Raw genomic sequence first — 14,723 nt, forward strand, 5'->3', positions numbered from 1 at the left:
CATACTGGCAGGCAGCAGCAACCCGGTCTAGTCCCTGGCCGCGTCCAGCAGCGCCGCTGCCGCCTGGCGACTGGCTGCCAGTACGGCTTTCGCGGCACCCCCGCTGCCGCCGGTGAACGTGAACAGGCCCGGTCCCGCGGCACGCAGGATCAGCCCGGCCGGGTCGGTGTAGCAGTCGGCCGCCGCGACGGAACGCACCGGCGTCACCGCCTCGCCGAAGCGTTGCCGGACCGTCTCCCGCAGCACCGCGATCACGGTGGTGTCGACCCCGACGCGGTCCGGGTCGACGTCCCAGCCGGTGGTGGGCACGCCGAGCAGCATGATCTCCGGGGAAAGCGGCCGGCCGTAGAGCCCGCTCGTCTCGTCCACGAACGACCCGATCCGCGGCAACCCGGACAAACAGATCGTGTACTGGATCCGCTTGGTCCGCAACGCCCCCGCACCCGAGCCGCTCGAGCCCACGCCCGGCCCGCTCAAGCCCGGCCCGCTCAAGCCCGGCCCGCTCAAGCCCGGCCCGCTCAAGCCCGGCCCGCTCAAGCCCGGCCCGCCTGAGCCGTTCAGCAGGCGCGGTGTCCACGCGCCGGCGGCCAGGACGACGGCGTCGTACCGGACGTGCCGGCCGTCGGCGAGGGTGAGTGCGGCACCGGGCCCGACCGCCGTGACCGGTGTCCGCAGGACCGGCGCGCTGAGCCGGGCGAGCACCCCGTCCCGCAGCCGGGCCGGTGACAGATACCCGGCGCGGCTCTCCTGCACACCGACCGTCCCCGGCGGCAGCCTCCGCAACCCGAGCCGGTGCAGCGCGAACCGGTCGAGGACGGTCGCCGAGCCGGGCAGCCAGGCGTCGACCACCTTGAGCGGGTCGGCGATCTCCGCGCCCGGTTCGAGGACGTACACCGAGCCGATCTCCGTGTATCCGGCTGTCTCTCTCAGCTCCGGGTCCGCGTACAACTCGGCGAGGCTCTCGGCAGCGACCCCGGCGCTGGGGCCGTCGGGTTCGAAGCCGCGGACCAGGCCGCCCGACGCCGCGGTGGCGTCCCCGCCCGAGGACGGCAGCGTGTGCACGGTGACGTTCAGGCCGGGGCTGAGCTGATGCAGCCGCCAGGCCAGCATCGTGCCGGCGAGCCCGGCTCCCACGATGGCGATGCGCATGCGGGCCCCCTAACCGAGCTGCCGGGCGCGAACCACCCGGCGCAGGTCGTCGGTGTGGTCGGCGACAGCTCGGCGCAGTGGCGGTGGCAGTTCCGACCCGCCGAGCAGGTGCTGGGCCAGCATCAACGTCCGCGGCTGGGCGGCGTACCGGGGGTAGAGGAAGCGCAGCAGCAGCTCGGTGACGAGGTCGCCACGCCGGGCCGCGGCCGCCGGGATCTCGGCGAAGAAGCGGTCGACGTACCCATCGGTCAGGTTGTTCTGTTCGGGCTGCCAGAAGCCCTCGGCGAGCGCCCACAGCTGATAGCCGGAGATCTCCGGGTCGGTCATGATCGTGCGCCAGACCTCCGCCTTGGTCACGGGGTCGGGTCGCGCGGCACGGCATTTCGCGGCCCACTGGTCGGCGTCGAGCCCCGGATTCACCAGCGCCGCCTCGGCGATCTCCGCCTCGGAGAGCCCGCCCAGCACGGCCAGCCGGTACCGCAGCCGCCAGCCGAGGTCGTCGTCGAGGCCGGCGGCGCCCGGCAGCTTGTCGCCGTCGAGCCAGCCGCGCAGTGTGCCGGTGTCCTGTTCGGCGTCGATCCGGGCGCGCAGCAGCGAGATCGCCGTTCCGGCCGACTCGAGCCGCTCGTCCAGCGCGGCGGCGAGCCCGGCCATCGCGGAGGGACGGCGCGACGGGGTCAGGAAGCGGTCGAGGACGTCGTTGCGGGTCTGTTCGAGGACCTCGGTGAGGATGGCTAATTCCGGTTCGGTCCGGACCTGGTCGCCCACCATGGACAGATAGTCCGGCGCCGGGAACTCGCCGTCGTGCACGGCCAGCAGGACGGCACACCAGATCATGGCCCGGTTCTGCGCGGACAGCCGCGGAAGCCAGGACGGCAGGGCCGCCTGCGAGCGGGGATCAAAACGGATCTTGGCGTAGGTGAGGTCGCCGTCGTTGACCACCAGCAGGTCGGGGGCCGGGGCTCCGACAAGACCGGTCATTTCAGTACGCCCACCGCGTACGGTTATCCGCTTGACCTTGATCGTGTCCCCGTAGAGGCCGACGTTGAGGGTGTGGGTCCGTGCCGGGGTGCTCTGGCGGATGGCCGCTGACACGATCCGGCCGTCGGCGATCTCCAGCTCGGGTTCCAGCGTGGTGACCCCGGCCCGGCCGAACCATTCGCGACCCCAGCCGGACAGGTCCTCGCCGATCGCCTCGGCCAGGGCTTCGAGGAAGTCGCCGTAGGTCGCGGTGCCGTACCCGTGGCGGGTGAAGTAGATCCGCAGGCCCTCGCGCAGGCCGTCCTCGCCGACCCGGGCGACGAGCTGCCGCAGGACCGAGTGACCCTTGAAGTACGTGATCCGGTCCATCTCCAGCAGCACCGACTGCACGTCGTCGCCATCGACGCCGACCGGGTGCGTGGACGGGCGCTGGTCGGCGACGTACGCCTGGGCCTTGCGCCGCACCGAGAACGTGACCGGCGGCCCGCTGAACCGGGTGACCTTCGCGGTGACCCGGTGCGCCATGTAGTCGGCGAACGCCTGGCTCAGCCAGAACTCGTCCCACCACCGGTGGGTCACCAGGGCGGCCAGCCACATCAGCGAGATGCCGTGCGCGAGGACGACCGCACGGGTCTCGCGTTCGCTCTCGGTGGCCGGATCGAGGTAGAGCTCGCGGAGCAGGACACAGCCGGGGTGGTCGAGGGAGAGGACGCTGAACTCGGGGACGAAGACCTGGTGGAACGCGTCGAACGGGTAGCGGGCCCCGAACGTGTCCCGGTACTCGTCGAGGCAGCGGGCTGTGACGTCGAAGATCTCCTCGGTGTGCGGCGCGAGCGTTTCTGCCAGGGAGGCCCGGCAGTGCACGCCGAGCGGGATGCCGTCGTGCTCGGTCGTGAACGAGCGGTACGGCCCGGCCACGATCGTCGTCAGATACGTGGCCTGCGGCGCGGACTCCGCGAGCCGCCACCGCCCGGGCGCGATCTGGGTGGCGGGGCTGGTGCCGAGCACCGTCCAGTCCGCCGGGGTGGTGACCGTGAACCGGTACGGCGCCTTGAGATCGGGCTGGTCGAAGCAGGCGAAAACCCGGGGGGCGTGGTCGGCGTACACAAAGGCATAGAGGTAGGTCAGCCCGTCCGCGGGATCCGTGTAGCGGTGCAGCCCCTCCCCCTCCCGGGAGTACCGCATGTCGGCGACCACTTCGAGCCGGTTGTCGGCCGCGAGCCCGGTCAGCGACAGCCGGCCGTCCGCCCAGCTCGTGTGGTCGAGCTCGCGGCCGTTGAGCCGCACGCTGTGCAGGTCCCGCGCCTTGACGTCGAGGAAGGTACGCGTCCCCGGCTCGGCCGCTGCGAAGTGCACCGTGGTCGCCGACCGGTAGACCTCGCCGTCCCCGCTCAGGTCCAGGTCGACGTCGTACGAGTGCACGGTGAGCAGCGAACTGCGCCGCTGCGCCTCGGCTCGGGTCAGGCTGGGCATGGATCCTCCACCTTCAACAAATGGTTGTCGGTCGCCAGCAAATCGGTGCCGGGAAGCGCGCGGCAAGGGCAGTAATTGCCGGGGCGCGCTATTGAAGAATTGCGCTTACGCCGATCGCTGACATCTGTCCGGATAGGTGTGCGGGACGGCGAAACAGCGGCGGAATTCTGCGACGGTGACCGCCATGATTGAACGCATCGAAGCAGACCAGTTGATTCCCGGCCGGGGCACGCCCATCGAGAACGGGGTCGTCGTGTTCGACGGCGGCAGCATCTCGTACGCGGGCCCGGCCGCGGGCGCCCCCGACACCCCCGAGGCCACCGTCTCGCACACCCAGACCGTGATGCCGGGCCTGTGGGACGCCCACGTGCATTTCATGGGTCTGGTTACGGCCGACACGTCCCTGCTCCCGGTGGAGACGATCGCCGTCCGCGCCGCCCGCGGCGTCTCCAACATGCGGGCCGCGCTCGACGCCGGCTTCACCTCCGTCCGCGAGGTGGGCGGGCTCGGCGTCGACCTGGCCAAGGCCGTCGAGGAGGGCACCGTCGAGGGCCCGAACGTCTATGCGGCCGGTTCGGCGATCTCGACCACCGGCGGCCACGGTGACCTGCACAGCTACCCGATCGGCTGGGTCCGGGAGTTCGGCCAGCACGGCGGGGAGCTGCGGATCGCCGACGGGCCCGCCGAATGCGCCCGCGCGGTCCGGGAGCAGCTGCGCCGCAACGCCCGGGTCATCAAGATCTACGCGTCGGGCGGGGTGCTCTCCGAGGTGGACCACCCGATCCACCAGCAGTTCACGATCGCCGAGATGCGGGCCATGGTCGAGGTCGCCGGAATGGCGGAACGGTCCGTCGCCGCGCACTGTCACGGCAAGCCGGGGATGATGGCGGCGCTGGAGGCGGGCGTGCTCACGATCGAGCACGGCACGTTCATGGACGAGGAGACCGCCGCCGCGATGCGCGAGACCGGCGCCATCCTGGTCACCACCCGGACGATCTTCCAGGAGCTGATCGACGCCCGCGTCCTGCCCGGCTACGCCCAGGCCAAACTCGAAGCCATCGTCGACCAGCACGCGCAGGGCATCCTGCTCGCGCAGCAGCAGGGCGTCACGATCGCGGCCGGCACCGACGTCGCGATGACCGGCGCCGAACTGCCCGACTCGTGGGGCCGCAACGGCCGCGAGGTGCCGCTGCTCGTCGGCATCGGCCTGACCCCGCTGCAGGCGATCGAGGCCGCCACCGCCACCGGCCCGGCGACCCTCGGCCTCCAGGCCCCGCAGTCCGGCCAGCTCCTCGCCGGCTACGACGCCGACGTCATCACCCTCGACGCCGACCCGGTCGCGGACCCCGACGTCATCGCGAAGCCCGCCCACGTCACCGGCGTCTGGAAAGCCGGCCGCCGGGTCAAGTGAGCGCCCCCGACGCAACGATGGAGAACGCTCTGCTCGAGATCCGCTTCTTCGACCTGCACCCCGGCACCCGCGACGAGTTCCACCGCATCAGCCACGAGGGCACGGTCCCGCTGATGCGCCGCTGCGGCATCACCGTCGTGGCATACGGCCCCATGCTCAACGACGAGAACGCCTGGTGCCTCGTCCGCGCGTTCAAGTCCGAACAGGACCGGATCACCACGTCCGCCACGGTGTACGAGACCGCCGAATGGCTCTCACACTTCGACGCCGTGGTCCCCCCGATGATCGCCGGCTACCGCACGGCCGTCCTGAACGCACCCTCTCCCACATCACTAGAGTGGGCGGAGCTGACTTAGACAGGTCCGACGAGCTTCACCACTGGATGCAGACAAAGCTCGCGCAGCTCGACGACATCGAGCTGCGCGAGCTCGTCTTCGACTCCCCCGAGCAGGCGCTTCGCATGGACCTGACCCCCCAAGACCTCCTGGAGAAGGCCATGACCGCCCTGTCCTCAACCGAGCGCACCAAGCTCCGACGCTCCAAGGACAAAGGACGCGAGGACCGTGATGATCTGTACGCCGTCCTCCGCGCCGCCTTCGTCTGCCACCTCGGCGTCACCATCGACGGTACCCCCATGGTCGTCCCCACGGTCTACGGTTTCGACGACGACTACCTCTACCTGCACGGCTCAGTAGCCAGCCGCTCCCTGACCCAGCCCGCCGCCACGGTCTGCGTCACGGTCACCGTGGTCGACGGCCTGGTCCTGGCCCGCTCACTGTTCGAGCACTCGATCAACTACCGCAGCGCCATGATCTACGGCGTCCCCCAGGTGCTGGCCGACCCCTGGGACAAACTCGACGCCCTCCGCATCGTCACCGAACACGTAACCCCCGGCCAGTGGAACTATGCGCGCCGCCCCAGCACCAAAGAACTGGCCGCAACAACAATGCTGGCAATCCCCCTGACCGAGGCATCGGTGAAAACACGCGGCGGCCCACCCGACGACGCCGACTCCCCCGACGCCGCCCTGGGCCTCTGGGCAGGCGAACTCCCCCTGCGTTCCGCCTGGCAGAAACCGGTGCCGGACCCCGCACTCCCGGCCGGCACGGAAGTCCCAGCCCACATCGCCCAGCGCGCGTCCCCCTCCCCTTAAGGCATCCCTCGGCCATCGGAAGAGCTCCGCCAATGCCGCCAAGCCCGGCGGTAAAGCACTCGGGCTTGGCTCCACCCCGCCCCCGCCCCCGCCCCCGGCCCCGCCCCCGACTGGTCGCCCACGATTCAGAGCATGCGGTCCAGGCCCTACCCCCGGCCCCGCCCCGATCGGTCGCCCACGATCCAGAGCGTTCAGCCCAGGCGCCACCCCCGACATCATCACGATCGGTAATCTCGCTCAGAATGTATATGTGATGTGCGCAGACGTGATTGCGCCACGCTTGACAGCCGAGGCCGCCAAAAGTTGCGATAATTAGGGCCTCGACGCAATTTCTGGCGAGTTTCACACCCGCCTAAATCGTCTGCAGCTGAAGCCAAAAACGGAAACCACACACTGTCACCGAGCGGGTCAGACCGCCTCCTCCGAACGAACCCACCCGACCCCACACCCCGACCTTGGCCCCCACCCTTCGGCCCGCAACCACCAGCCGGCCGACAGCTCCCGGCCGCGGCCTGGCCTGGCCTGGCCCGGCCCGGCCCACAACCCTGGTCCAGCTCGCAGCCCAGCCCAGCCCCAGCCCGCAGCCCTCAGCCTTGGCCAGCCCGCAACCTTGCCCCAGCCCCAGCCCGCAGCCATGGCCCAGCCCGCAGCCCAGCCCCAGCTCGCAGCCCAGCCCGGCCCGGCCCGCAGCTCAGCCCCGGCCTTGACCCAGCCCTCAGCCATCGGCCACCGGCCACCGGCCACCGGCCGAGATTTCACATCCCGCCACAGCGCCAGAGCGCCCGGGCTCGGCCCACCCCGCTGCCGGCCAGTTAGGTTGTGCACAATTTAGTTGTGCGCAACCTAACTGGCCGGCAGCGGCGGCAGAGATACTGAAGCCCGGAACGCCGAGCTGCGCACCCAGTCACCCGCCATGGCGGACACCCAAGGTGACGGAACTATTTACGCCTATCCACGCAATTCGCACGCCTAGCTACAAGATCGGCCGGCGGGAAGCAAAGGCGGGCGGAGAGGCCGGGTGGTGGGGGCATTGCGTTGGGCCGAGAGAATACGTCCACAGAGGTCGGACCCCTCGGTGACACCGCGTGGTCTCCGCCGCCGGCACCAGCGGCGCGCGGTTTGTCAGGGCGTAAATTTCGCCAGAGATTGCGTCGAGGCCCTGGGTAACGCAACTTCTGGCGGCGTCAGCTGTCAAGCGAGGCGCAATCATGTCTGAGCACATCACACATACCTTCTGAGCGAGGTGACCGACCGTAACGACGCCCAGGCCAAGGACGAAATCCGGCCCAGGAGGGGCAAGGTCCGGCTGAACAAGGCGCCCGGCGGGATGCCCCCGCCGAGCGCCTTGCAGCAGAGCCGGCGTGACGTCAGGCCCGGGTCAGTTCCATGACCCAGTTGGTCTCCCAGGTCTCTTCCCCGTCCGTGGAGAATGCCTGGTCCCAGCGGGCAGTGTCAGCGGTGATGCCGGACCAGATGAAGCGCACCCGGACCGGCGTCCCGCCCTCCGTGTCGTTGCCGTAGAACGTGCCGACGCCGTCCGTGAAGGTCCCGGTGATCGCCGGGAAGAGGCGGCCGGTGTCGCTGGTCGTCCAGTGCAGTGACCAGTGCTGAGCGGCCGGGTCCCACAACCGTAGCGTGAGCCCCGAGACCGAGCGGAACGTGATCTCGTCGACGTTGGCGGCGCCGCCGAACAGGGGGGTGATCAGGGCGGTGGACGGGAATTCCTCCCAGGAGGTGCAGCCGGTGAGGCGGTCGCGGAGGCGTCTGTTGTGGACGTTCCAGCTGCCGTGGAGGAAGTCGAAGTCGTGTTCCATCAGGCCAGCTTGTATTCCAGTGCTTCGCCTGCACAATCCAGGGCGGTCTCGCAGGATGCCCGGGTGGGGCCGGTTGCCACGGCGTACGCGATCCGGCCCCAGACCGTGCCCTTCGGTGGCGGTGAGACCACTGCGCCGACAGCCGCGATCGGGGCCGCGCGGTTGATCGATGGGGGTAGCGCCGCCTCCTGGAAGCCGATCGCGCCCAGGGTTGTGTCCTCCTCGTCGACGTAGAAGAAGCGGACGCCGGCGACCTGATGGCGGTCCGAGCCGAGCTCTAGAGGGAGGCCGCAGGCGGCCTGGGCGGCGATTGTGCCCGGGTCGATGCCGGTGGCCAGCAGGCCCAGGTACGGGATGAGGTCGCCGCCCAGCCGGCCGTTGACCTCGATCAGGGAGGGGCCGTCCGCGGTGAGCATGAACTCGGTGTGGGTCCAGCCGTCGCGGAAGCCCAGTGCGGTGTGGGCTTCCTGCAGAACAAGGATGAAACGCTCGTCGCTGAGGAGGGGGTCGCGGGCGTCGACGAAATGGCCGACCTCCTCGGCGTACGGTGGGAATCCGACCACCTTGCGCCCGATGAAGAGTGGGGTGACGACGCCGGCCTGGATGACCGCGTCGACGCTGATCTCCTCGCCCGTCACACATTGCTCGACCAGGACGGGGTCGTCGGTGCTGTAGTGGACCGGGTCGGGTGCGGTTGTGTCGCGGGTGAAGGCGAACCGGGACCGTAGCTCGGCGGCGTTGTCGATGCGTACGACGCCGAGGCTGGCGCCGAGGCCGCGGGGTTTGAGGATCGCCGGGTAGCCGACGGATTCGGCGGCGGCGAGTGCGCCGGGCAGGTCGCGGACCGGCACCGAGCGGGGTTGTGCGACGCCGGTGCCGGCCAGCGCCGCCCGGGTCTGGGCCTTGTCGCGCAGGCGCCAGAGTACGTCCGGGTCGCCGTTGGGCAGGCCGAGTGCCTGGGCGATGAACGACGTGGCGTGGATGCGCCCCTCGTCCCAGCACAGCACCCCGGCGAAGGGTGAGTCACCGTGCAGGGGCAGGGCGGCGTCAGCCATGGCCGGGCCGTCGATGGTGCTCGGCAGGACCGTCCAGCCGGTGAGGTACTGCTGTTCCCAGGCCGGTTCGGTGGTGTGGAACAGGTGGACGCGGAAGCTGCCGGCGATCGAGGCGAGCAGGTATTCGCGGAAGGGTTGCCAGCCGCTGGCGACCAGCAGCAGCCGTGGGCGTGGGTCGTTGTCCGTCATCACTGGCCTTTCTCAGACGGCTAGCGTCTGTTCGCGGACGCGGTCTTCGGTGGTGATCGGGATGTGCCGGACCGTGCGGCGGAGCAGGACCGGGGCCATCAGCGAGGTCACGAGGGCGACCAGCACGATGACGGTGAACATGGCGGGGGTGAGGACGCCGAGCCGCAGTCCGACGGTCGCCACGATGATCTCGATGACGCCGCGGGCGTTGAGGCCGGCGCCGACCGCCAGGCCCTCCCAGTGGCTGAGGCGGGCGATGCGGGCTCCGGCGTACGCGCCGATGAACTTGCCGCCGATCGCCACCGCGAGAACCACGAGCGCCACCAGCAGCACACTCGGCTTGGCGAGCAGGGTCAGGTTCATCTGCAGACCCACGGTGGCGAAGAACAGGGGCGCAAGAACGGCCAGGACAACCGTACGCAAGGGTACGAGCCGGCGGTGGTTGAGCATTCCCGTCGAGCCGAGCAGCATCCCGCCCAGGAACGCGCCGACCACCGGCTCCATCTTCAGAGCGTGGGTGAGCGCCGCGAGCAGGACGACCACGACGACGCAGAACGCGGTGTCGAGGCCGGGTTCGTCGCGCCGGTCCAGGTAGCGCAGCGCGGGGCGCAGCAACGCCCGGCCCACGGTCAGCGACAGGCCGATGAGCGCGACGAGCAGCCCGACGGACAGCGCGAGGTCGGGCCCGTGCCAGCCGGTGGTCGCCATGGCGGACGCGACCGACAGCAGGAGCCAGCCGACGATGTCGTCCAGCACCGCGGCGCCGATGATGAGCTGGCCGATGTCGCGGTGCAGCAGTCGCATCTCCAGCAGTGTCTTGGCGATGACCGGGATCGCGCTGACCGCCATCGCGACGCCGAGGAACAGCATGAAGACCGGGCGCTGCCCCGGATCGGCCAGCGCCGAACCGGGCAGCAGGGCACCGAGGGCCAGACCGCCGGCGAGCGGGACGAGCAGGCCGCTGCCGCTGACCCAGAGCGCGGTGCCGGGGCGGCGGCGCAGCAGTGACAGGTCGAGCTGCGAGCCGGTGACGCCGACGAGCAGCAGGACGCCGATCTGCCCGACCGCGTCGACGAGGTGCCGCTGTTCGCTGTCCTGCAGCATCAGCAGGTGCGAGACCGATGGCGCGAGATTGCCGAGCAGGGACGGTCCGAGCAGGACGCCCGCGGTCAGCTCGCCGACCAGGGCGGGCATCCCGAGGCGCAGCGCGAGCCGGCCGAGCACCAGCGCGATCCCGAGCAGCAGCCCCACCTGCAGCAGGAACAGCAGCAGCTGGTGGGCGGCGAGTGGGGTGTACGAAGCCGACAGGTTCATGCCGCGTCACCATCCGAAGCGAAATACCACTTCTCCGGGTTGATCATGCCGAACGGGTTGACCTCGAAACCGCGCAGCCGCTCGTCGACCTCGAAGAGCCGGATCGGGAAGTTCGGCGTGAAGATCACCGGGACCTGTTCGGCGATGTAGTCCTGGTATTCGTAGAGCACGTCGAGGTCGTCGGAGGTGACCGTGCGTTCGATGAGCTCGTCGGCGCGGGCGTCGCTCCAGTGGCCGAAGTTGCCGCCGGCGCCCGTACCGAACAGGATCTCGCCGCTCGGGTGGTGGTAGGCCCATCCCCCGTTCCAGCAGCACATCTCCCACAGGCAGGGGCTGTCCGGGCCGGGCACGCACGGCGCGTCCTCGGCGACGAGCACCGAGCCGTAGACCTCCTCGAGCCGCACGTCGATGCCGGCCAGCGCCGCGTCGCGCCGGAACGCCGTCATCAGCCGGGTCAGCGCCGGGCGGCCCTCGACGTAGCGCAGCAGCACGCTCATCGAGGTGCCGGCGGGGATGCCCGCGCCCGCCTGGCCGGGGCCGGTGCCCGGGTTCACGCAGATCGCCGGGAAGACCGAGGTGTCCCAGCCGTTGTCGTCGAGGAACTGCTTGGCGCGGGCCGGGTCGAACGGCAACGGCCACGCACCTTCGCGCTGCCTCGGCGAGACGAGGTCGGTGACGGGCAGCATCGGGACAGGACCGTTCTGCCGGTACGCGTACCCGTGATAGATGTCGCGGACGGCCGAGTCCTGATCGAGGCAGCTCTGCAGTGCCCGCCGGAAGTACGGCTGGGCGAAGATCTTCCCGGCGACCGTCGGGTTGTTGTAGTTCAGGCAGAAGTAGCGGATGCAGTACGCAACCTGCGGCACCATCCGGTAGTCGGGCGCGAGCGGGTTCGCGGCGCCGCTGGCCGGATCGTCGGTCGCCTCGGTCGTGAAGCTCAGCGGCAGATACCCGACCTGGATGCCCTTGTCCGCGGTCGGCCCGTTGCGCAGCATCTCGTACTGCTCGTCGTCGGAGAACGTCGGCACCTGGCGGAACTCGTCGAGGTGCGGCTTGTCGGGCCCCGAGTACGCCTCGTTGGGCACGAACGTGACAACGCCTTCGAGCGTGTAGCTCTTCAGCCGCCACGGCCCGCTGACGATGCTCCAGATCGGGCTGTCCGCCCACTTCGTCCGGTGTTCGTTGGTCTCCGAGATGATGTTGCCCTGGGCGGACATCAGAAAGTCATAGACGGCGGGTACGTCAGCCACGCCCCCGGAAGCGTTGGCCGGCCCGGCGTCGGTGCGGTCCCACGCGTGCGGCATCGGTGTGATCGTGCTGAGCTGGTTCATCAGCACCCACTTGCGCGAGTACACCTTGTCGAACGTGAAGTAGACGGTGTCCTCGGCCGTCTTGCCGTAGTCGACGAGGTTGTCGGGGAAGTAGCCCGGGACGTACTCGCCGTACCTGTCACCCTTGATCTTCATGAGGTTGACCCAGAAGAGGACGTTGTCGGCGCACAGCGTCTCGCCGTTCGACCACTTCCAGGGCTTGACCCGGATCGTGACCGTACGGCCGTCCTCGCTCCACCGCGGTTCCTCGCCGATGCTCTGGTCGTAGTCGACCTCGGGCGTGCCACGGCTGCCGAAGTAGAACAGCGGCCGGTACATCAGCATCTGGAACTCGAGGATGTTGCGGGTGCCCATCCGCTCGGCCGGGGTGAACGGGAAGATCACCGCCGGCGGGAAGCCCGGGGCGCAAGCCCACGTGACCGTCCCGCCCTTGCGCGGGCTCGTCGAAGTGCCGCTGACTGCGGGTACCTGGGCGGTCGTCATCGGATCTCCTCCAGCCAGGATTCGCCGCTGCCGGCGTTGGTCCCGTAGCGCTCCCACGTCTCGTGCAGCCGGACCCGGCCGTCGGGGAGCAGGTGCGGGGTGCTCCGGCAGCTGCCGGAGACGATCTCGCCGTCGTCGAGGACCATGCTGTACGCGAACCGCAGCGTCCCGTCCGCAGCGCACGTCCCGGTCAGCGCACCGCGCCGCGCGCGCCCGCCGAGGAAGTGACCCCACAGCAGGTCACCGTCCTGGCGGTAGTACGCGACCCGGTTCTTCGCGTCGTCCTCCGCGGGCCGGAACCGGCGCCCGTCGTAGTCGATGGTGGTCATGACTCGCGCACCTCCAGGACGCAGCACTTGGCGCTGCCGCCCGCCTTGAGCAGTTCGGAAAGATCGATGCCGATGGGTACGAAGCCCCGCGCGGACAACTCCCGTGCGAGGTGGACGGCCTGCGGGGCGAGCAGCACGTTGCGGCCGTCGGACACGGCGTTGAGCCCGAACACCTCCGCGTCCTGCTCGGTGGCCAGCACGGCGTCCGGGTAGAGCCGGCGCAGCACGTCCTGGCTGTGCTCGGAGAACGCCGCGGGGTAGTACATGATCTGGTCGTCGTCGAGCACGGCCAGCGCGGTGTCGAGGTGGTAGAACCGCGGATCGACCAGGCGCAGGCCGATCACCTCGCGGTCCAGGACCCGGGCCGCCTCCTCGTGGGCGCGGGCGTCGGTGCGGAAACCGGTGCCGGCCAGGATCCGGTCACCGGCGACGAGCAGGTCGCCCTCACCCTCGTTGACGTGGTCCGCGTCGTGCACCGGGAAGCCGTGCGTGCGGAACCATTCCGCGTACGCGGGCCCTTCGGCAGCTCGTTGCGGATGCCGGAACCGCGCGCTGTACACCTTGCCGCCGACGACGGTGGCGCCGTTCGCGGCGAACACCATGTCGGGCAGACCCGGCAGCGGGTCGATCAGCTCGGCGGTGTGACCGAGTCCGATCAGCAGGCTGCGCAGCCGCTCCCACTGGGCGAGGGCCAGCGCGCCGTCGGTGGGCTTGGCCGGTTCCATCCACGGGTTGATCGAGTACGTGACGTCGAAATAGGTCGGCGGGCAGAGCAGGAAACGCCTGGTACGCGCGATCATCGGGCGAACCTCACGGTGATCCGGGACGCGAAGTCGTTCATCGTGCCGACGGCCTCGTCCATCGAGTCCCCGGTGGTGCCGAGGAAGCCGAGGATCGTGTTCCCGTCCGGCGGGCGGCGGATCAGGTCACCCGGCCTCGCGGTGATCTTGAGGAGGAACACCCGCTCCGAGTCGCTGACCTCGGCGGGTACGTCGACGTGCTCGACGACTCCGGCATCGCTGATGAGGCACATCGCGGCTACGTGCGTACCCGTAGGCTGGTAGTGACGGACCTGGGGGTGCTGCCCGCGGGCGACATCGACCACCGCGTGGATCGGGTCGTAGTCCGCGGAGATGCTGGCGATCATGTCCAGGCCGCCGCCACCGACCCGGGCGGCGATCTCCAGCAGGTACGGCTCCCCGTCGTGGAACCGCACCTCGGCGTGCATGACGCTGCGCCGCAGACCCTGGGCGTGCGCACCGGCCCGGACCGCGCGATGCACCTTCTCCAGCGTCACGTCGTCCAGCGTGGTCGGCGCGTGGTGCACGTCGTCGTCGAACGTCGCGCCCTCGGCGGTGATCCGGTCCACGACCGAGCCGAGGTAGACCTCGTCGTCCCAGGCGAGCGCCTCGATCAGGTATTCCTTGCCCTCGAGGAACGACTCGACGAGCAACCCCTGCGGGCCGAGGTCCAGGCCGGTCGGCTCCGAGGTGGCCCAGAACATCTTCGCGATGCCCTCGCTGGCCTGCTGGAAACGCTGACCCATCTGCTCGGCGTCGTCGACGCGGAAGACGAAGTTGCTGCCCGCGCCCATCGTCGGCTTGAGGATGACCGGATAGCCGAACTCCTCGGCGGCAGCCAGCGCCTGCTTCTCGTCCTCGGCGTAGCGGAACCCGGGGATCGGCGCGCCGGCCCGTTCGTGGGCCTGGCGCATGAGCAGCTTGTTGCGGCTCTGCACGGCTGCCTGCACCGGGATGCCGGGCAGCCCGAGCGCGTCGGCGACGGCCGCCACGGTGATGACAGCGGACTCGGAGAACGTGATCACGCCGTCGAAGTGCTCCCTGGCGTGCCACTCCTTCGCGACCGCGATGATGTCGTCGATCTGCTGCGAGCCCGCCACCCGGTAACGCTCCGCGGGCCAGAAGTCGTCGGTGCCCTGACCGTTGAGCACGAACAGCTCAACGCCGAGCTCCTCGACCTGCCGGTAACGCGAGATGTAGTACTGCAGGTACTGCAGGGTCTCCATTGCCAGCAGTTTCAT

At 69.9% G+C, this 14,723-nt stretch carries 12 protein-coding genes; 3 read left to right on the forward strand and 9 right to left on the reverse strand.

All coding sequences use genetic code 11. From position 1 onward, the window contains the following. Positions 1-27 precede the first annotated feature (27 nt). Together Ahu01nite_RS04410 and pepN are read right to left on the reverse strand one after the other, a co-directional pair. Positions 28-1,149, reverse strand: coding sequence for an FAD-dependent oxidoreductase (locus Ahu01nite_RS04410; RefSeq protein WP_203835077.1), 1,122 nt, complete (start codon positions 1,147-1,149; stop codon positions 28-30). A gap of 9 nt (positions 1,150-1,158) precedes the next feature. Beyond that, the gene (gene pepN, locus Ahu01nite_RS04415) at positions 1,159-3,603 is read right to left on the reverse strand and encodes an aminopeptidase N (protein ID WP_203835078.1); all 2,445 of its coding nucleotides are present in this window, start codon (positions 3,601-3,603) and stop codon (positions 1,159-1,161) included. A 235-nt stretch (positions 3,604-3,838) separates the two neighbouring features. On the opposite strand from pepN, the gene Ahu01nite_RS04420 reads away from it, so the two are divergent. From Ahu01nite_RS04420 to Ahu01nite_RS04430, 3 genes are all read left to right on the forward strand, one after another. Next, positions 3,839-5,014, forward strand: a complete 1,176-nt coding sequence (locus tag Ahu01nite_RS04420; protein ID WP_203835136.1) for a metal-dependent hydrolase family protein — start codon at positions 3,839-3,841, stop codon at positions 5,012-5,014. Between the two features lie 17 nt (positions 5,015-5,031). Beyond that, on the forward strand, positions 5,032-5,370 hold the full coding sequence (locus Ahu01nite_RS04425) for an NIPSNAP family protein (protein WP_203835079.1): 339 nt from the start codon (positions 5,032-5,034) through the stop codon (positions 5,368-5,370). 140 nt (positions 5,371-5,510) lie between these two features. Then, positions 5,511-6,167 carry a pyridoxamine 5'-phosphate oxidase family protein gene (locus tag Ahu01nite_RS04430; RefSeq protein WP_203835137.1) on the forward strand — a complete coding sequence of 219 codons (657 nt, stop codon included), beginning with the start codon at positions 5,511-5,513 and terminating at the stop codon, positions 6,165-6,167. Between the two features lie 1,367 nt (positions 6,168-7,534). On the opposite strand, the gene Ahu01nite_RS04435 is transcribed toward Ahu01nite_RS04430, so the two are convergent. Genes Ahu01nite_RS04435 through Ahu01nite_RS04465 form a run of 7 tightly spaced genes read right to left on the reverse strand, consistent with a single transcriptional unit; the run spans position 7,535 to position 14,723 of the window. Continuing rightward, positions 7,535-7,981 (reverse strand): hypothetical protein, encoded by a 447-nt coding sequence (locus Ahu01nite_RS04435; protein WP_203835080.1) that lies wholly within the window; start codon positions 7,979-7,981, stop codon positions 7,535-7,537. Beyond that, positions 7,981-9,225 carry an ATP-grasp domain-containing protein gene (locus Ahu01nite_RS04440; RefSeq protein ID WP_203835081.1) on the reverse strand — a complete coding sequence of 415 codons (1,245 nt, stop codon included), beginning with the start codon at positions 9,223-9,225 and terminating at the stop codon, positions 7,981-7,983. Before Ahu01nite_RS04440 ends, Ahu01nite_RS04435 begins: the two co-directional genes overlap by 1 nt. A gap of 12 nt (positions 9,226-9,237) precedes the next feature. Then, entirely contained in the window at positions 9,238-10,539 is a 1,302-nt protein-coding gene (locus Ahu01nite_RS04445) for a cation:proton antiporter (protein ID WP_203835082.1), read from the reverse strand. After that, positions 10,536-12,353, reverse strand: a complete 1,818-nt coding sequence (locus tag Ahu01nite_RS04450) for an ABC transporter substrate-binding protein (RefSeq protein ID WP_203835083.1) — start codon at positions 12,351-12,353, stop codon at positions 10,536-10,538. The genes Ahu01nite_RS04445 and Ahu01nite_RS04450 overlap by 4 nt, the downstream gene beginning before the upstream one ends. After that, a complete protein-coding gene (locus tag Ahu01nite_RS04455; RefSeq protein ID WP_203835084.1) occupies positions 12,350-12,682 on the reverse strand; it encodes an avidin-fold protein in 333 nt (110 codons plus the stop codon). Before Ahu01nite_RS04455 ends, Ahu01nite_RS04450 begins: the two co-directional genes overlap by 4 nt. Further along, positions 12,679-13,482: a dimethylargininase gene (gene ddaH / locus Ahu01nite_RS04460; RefSeq protein WP_203835085.1), complete on the reverse strand. Its 804-nt coding sequence runs from the start codon at positions 13,480-13,482 to the stop codon at positions 12,679-12,681. The genes Ahu01nite_RS04455 and ddaH overlap by 4 nt, the downstream gene beginning before the upstream one ends. Next, positions 13,479-14,723 carry an ATP-grasp domain-containing protein gene (locus Ahu01nite_RS04465; RefSeq protein ID WP_203835086.1) on the reverse strand — a complete coding sequence of 415 codons (1,245 nt, stop codon included), beginning with the start codon at positions 14,721-14,723 and terminating at the stop codon, positions 13,479-13,481. Before Ahu01nite_RS04465 ends, ddaH begins: the two co-directional genes overlap by 4 nt.

Source organism: Winogradskya humida (assembly GCF_016862215.1).
GTDB classification, from domain to species: Bacteria; Actinomycetota; Actinomycetes; order Mycobacteriales; family Micromonosporaceae; genus Actinoplanes; species Actinoplanes humidus.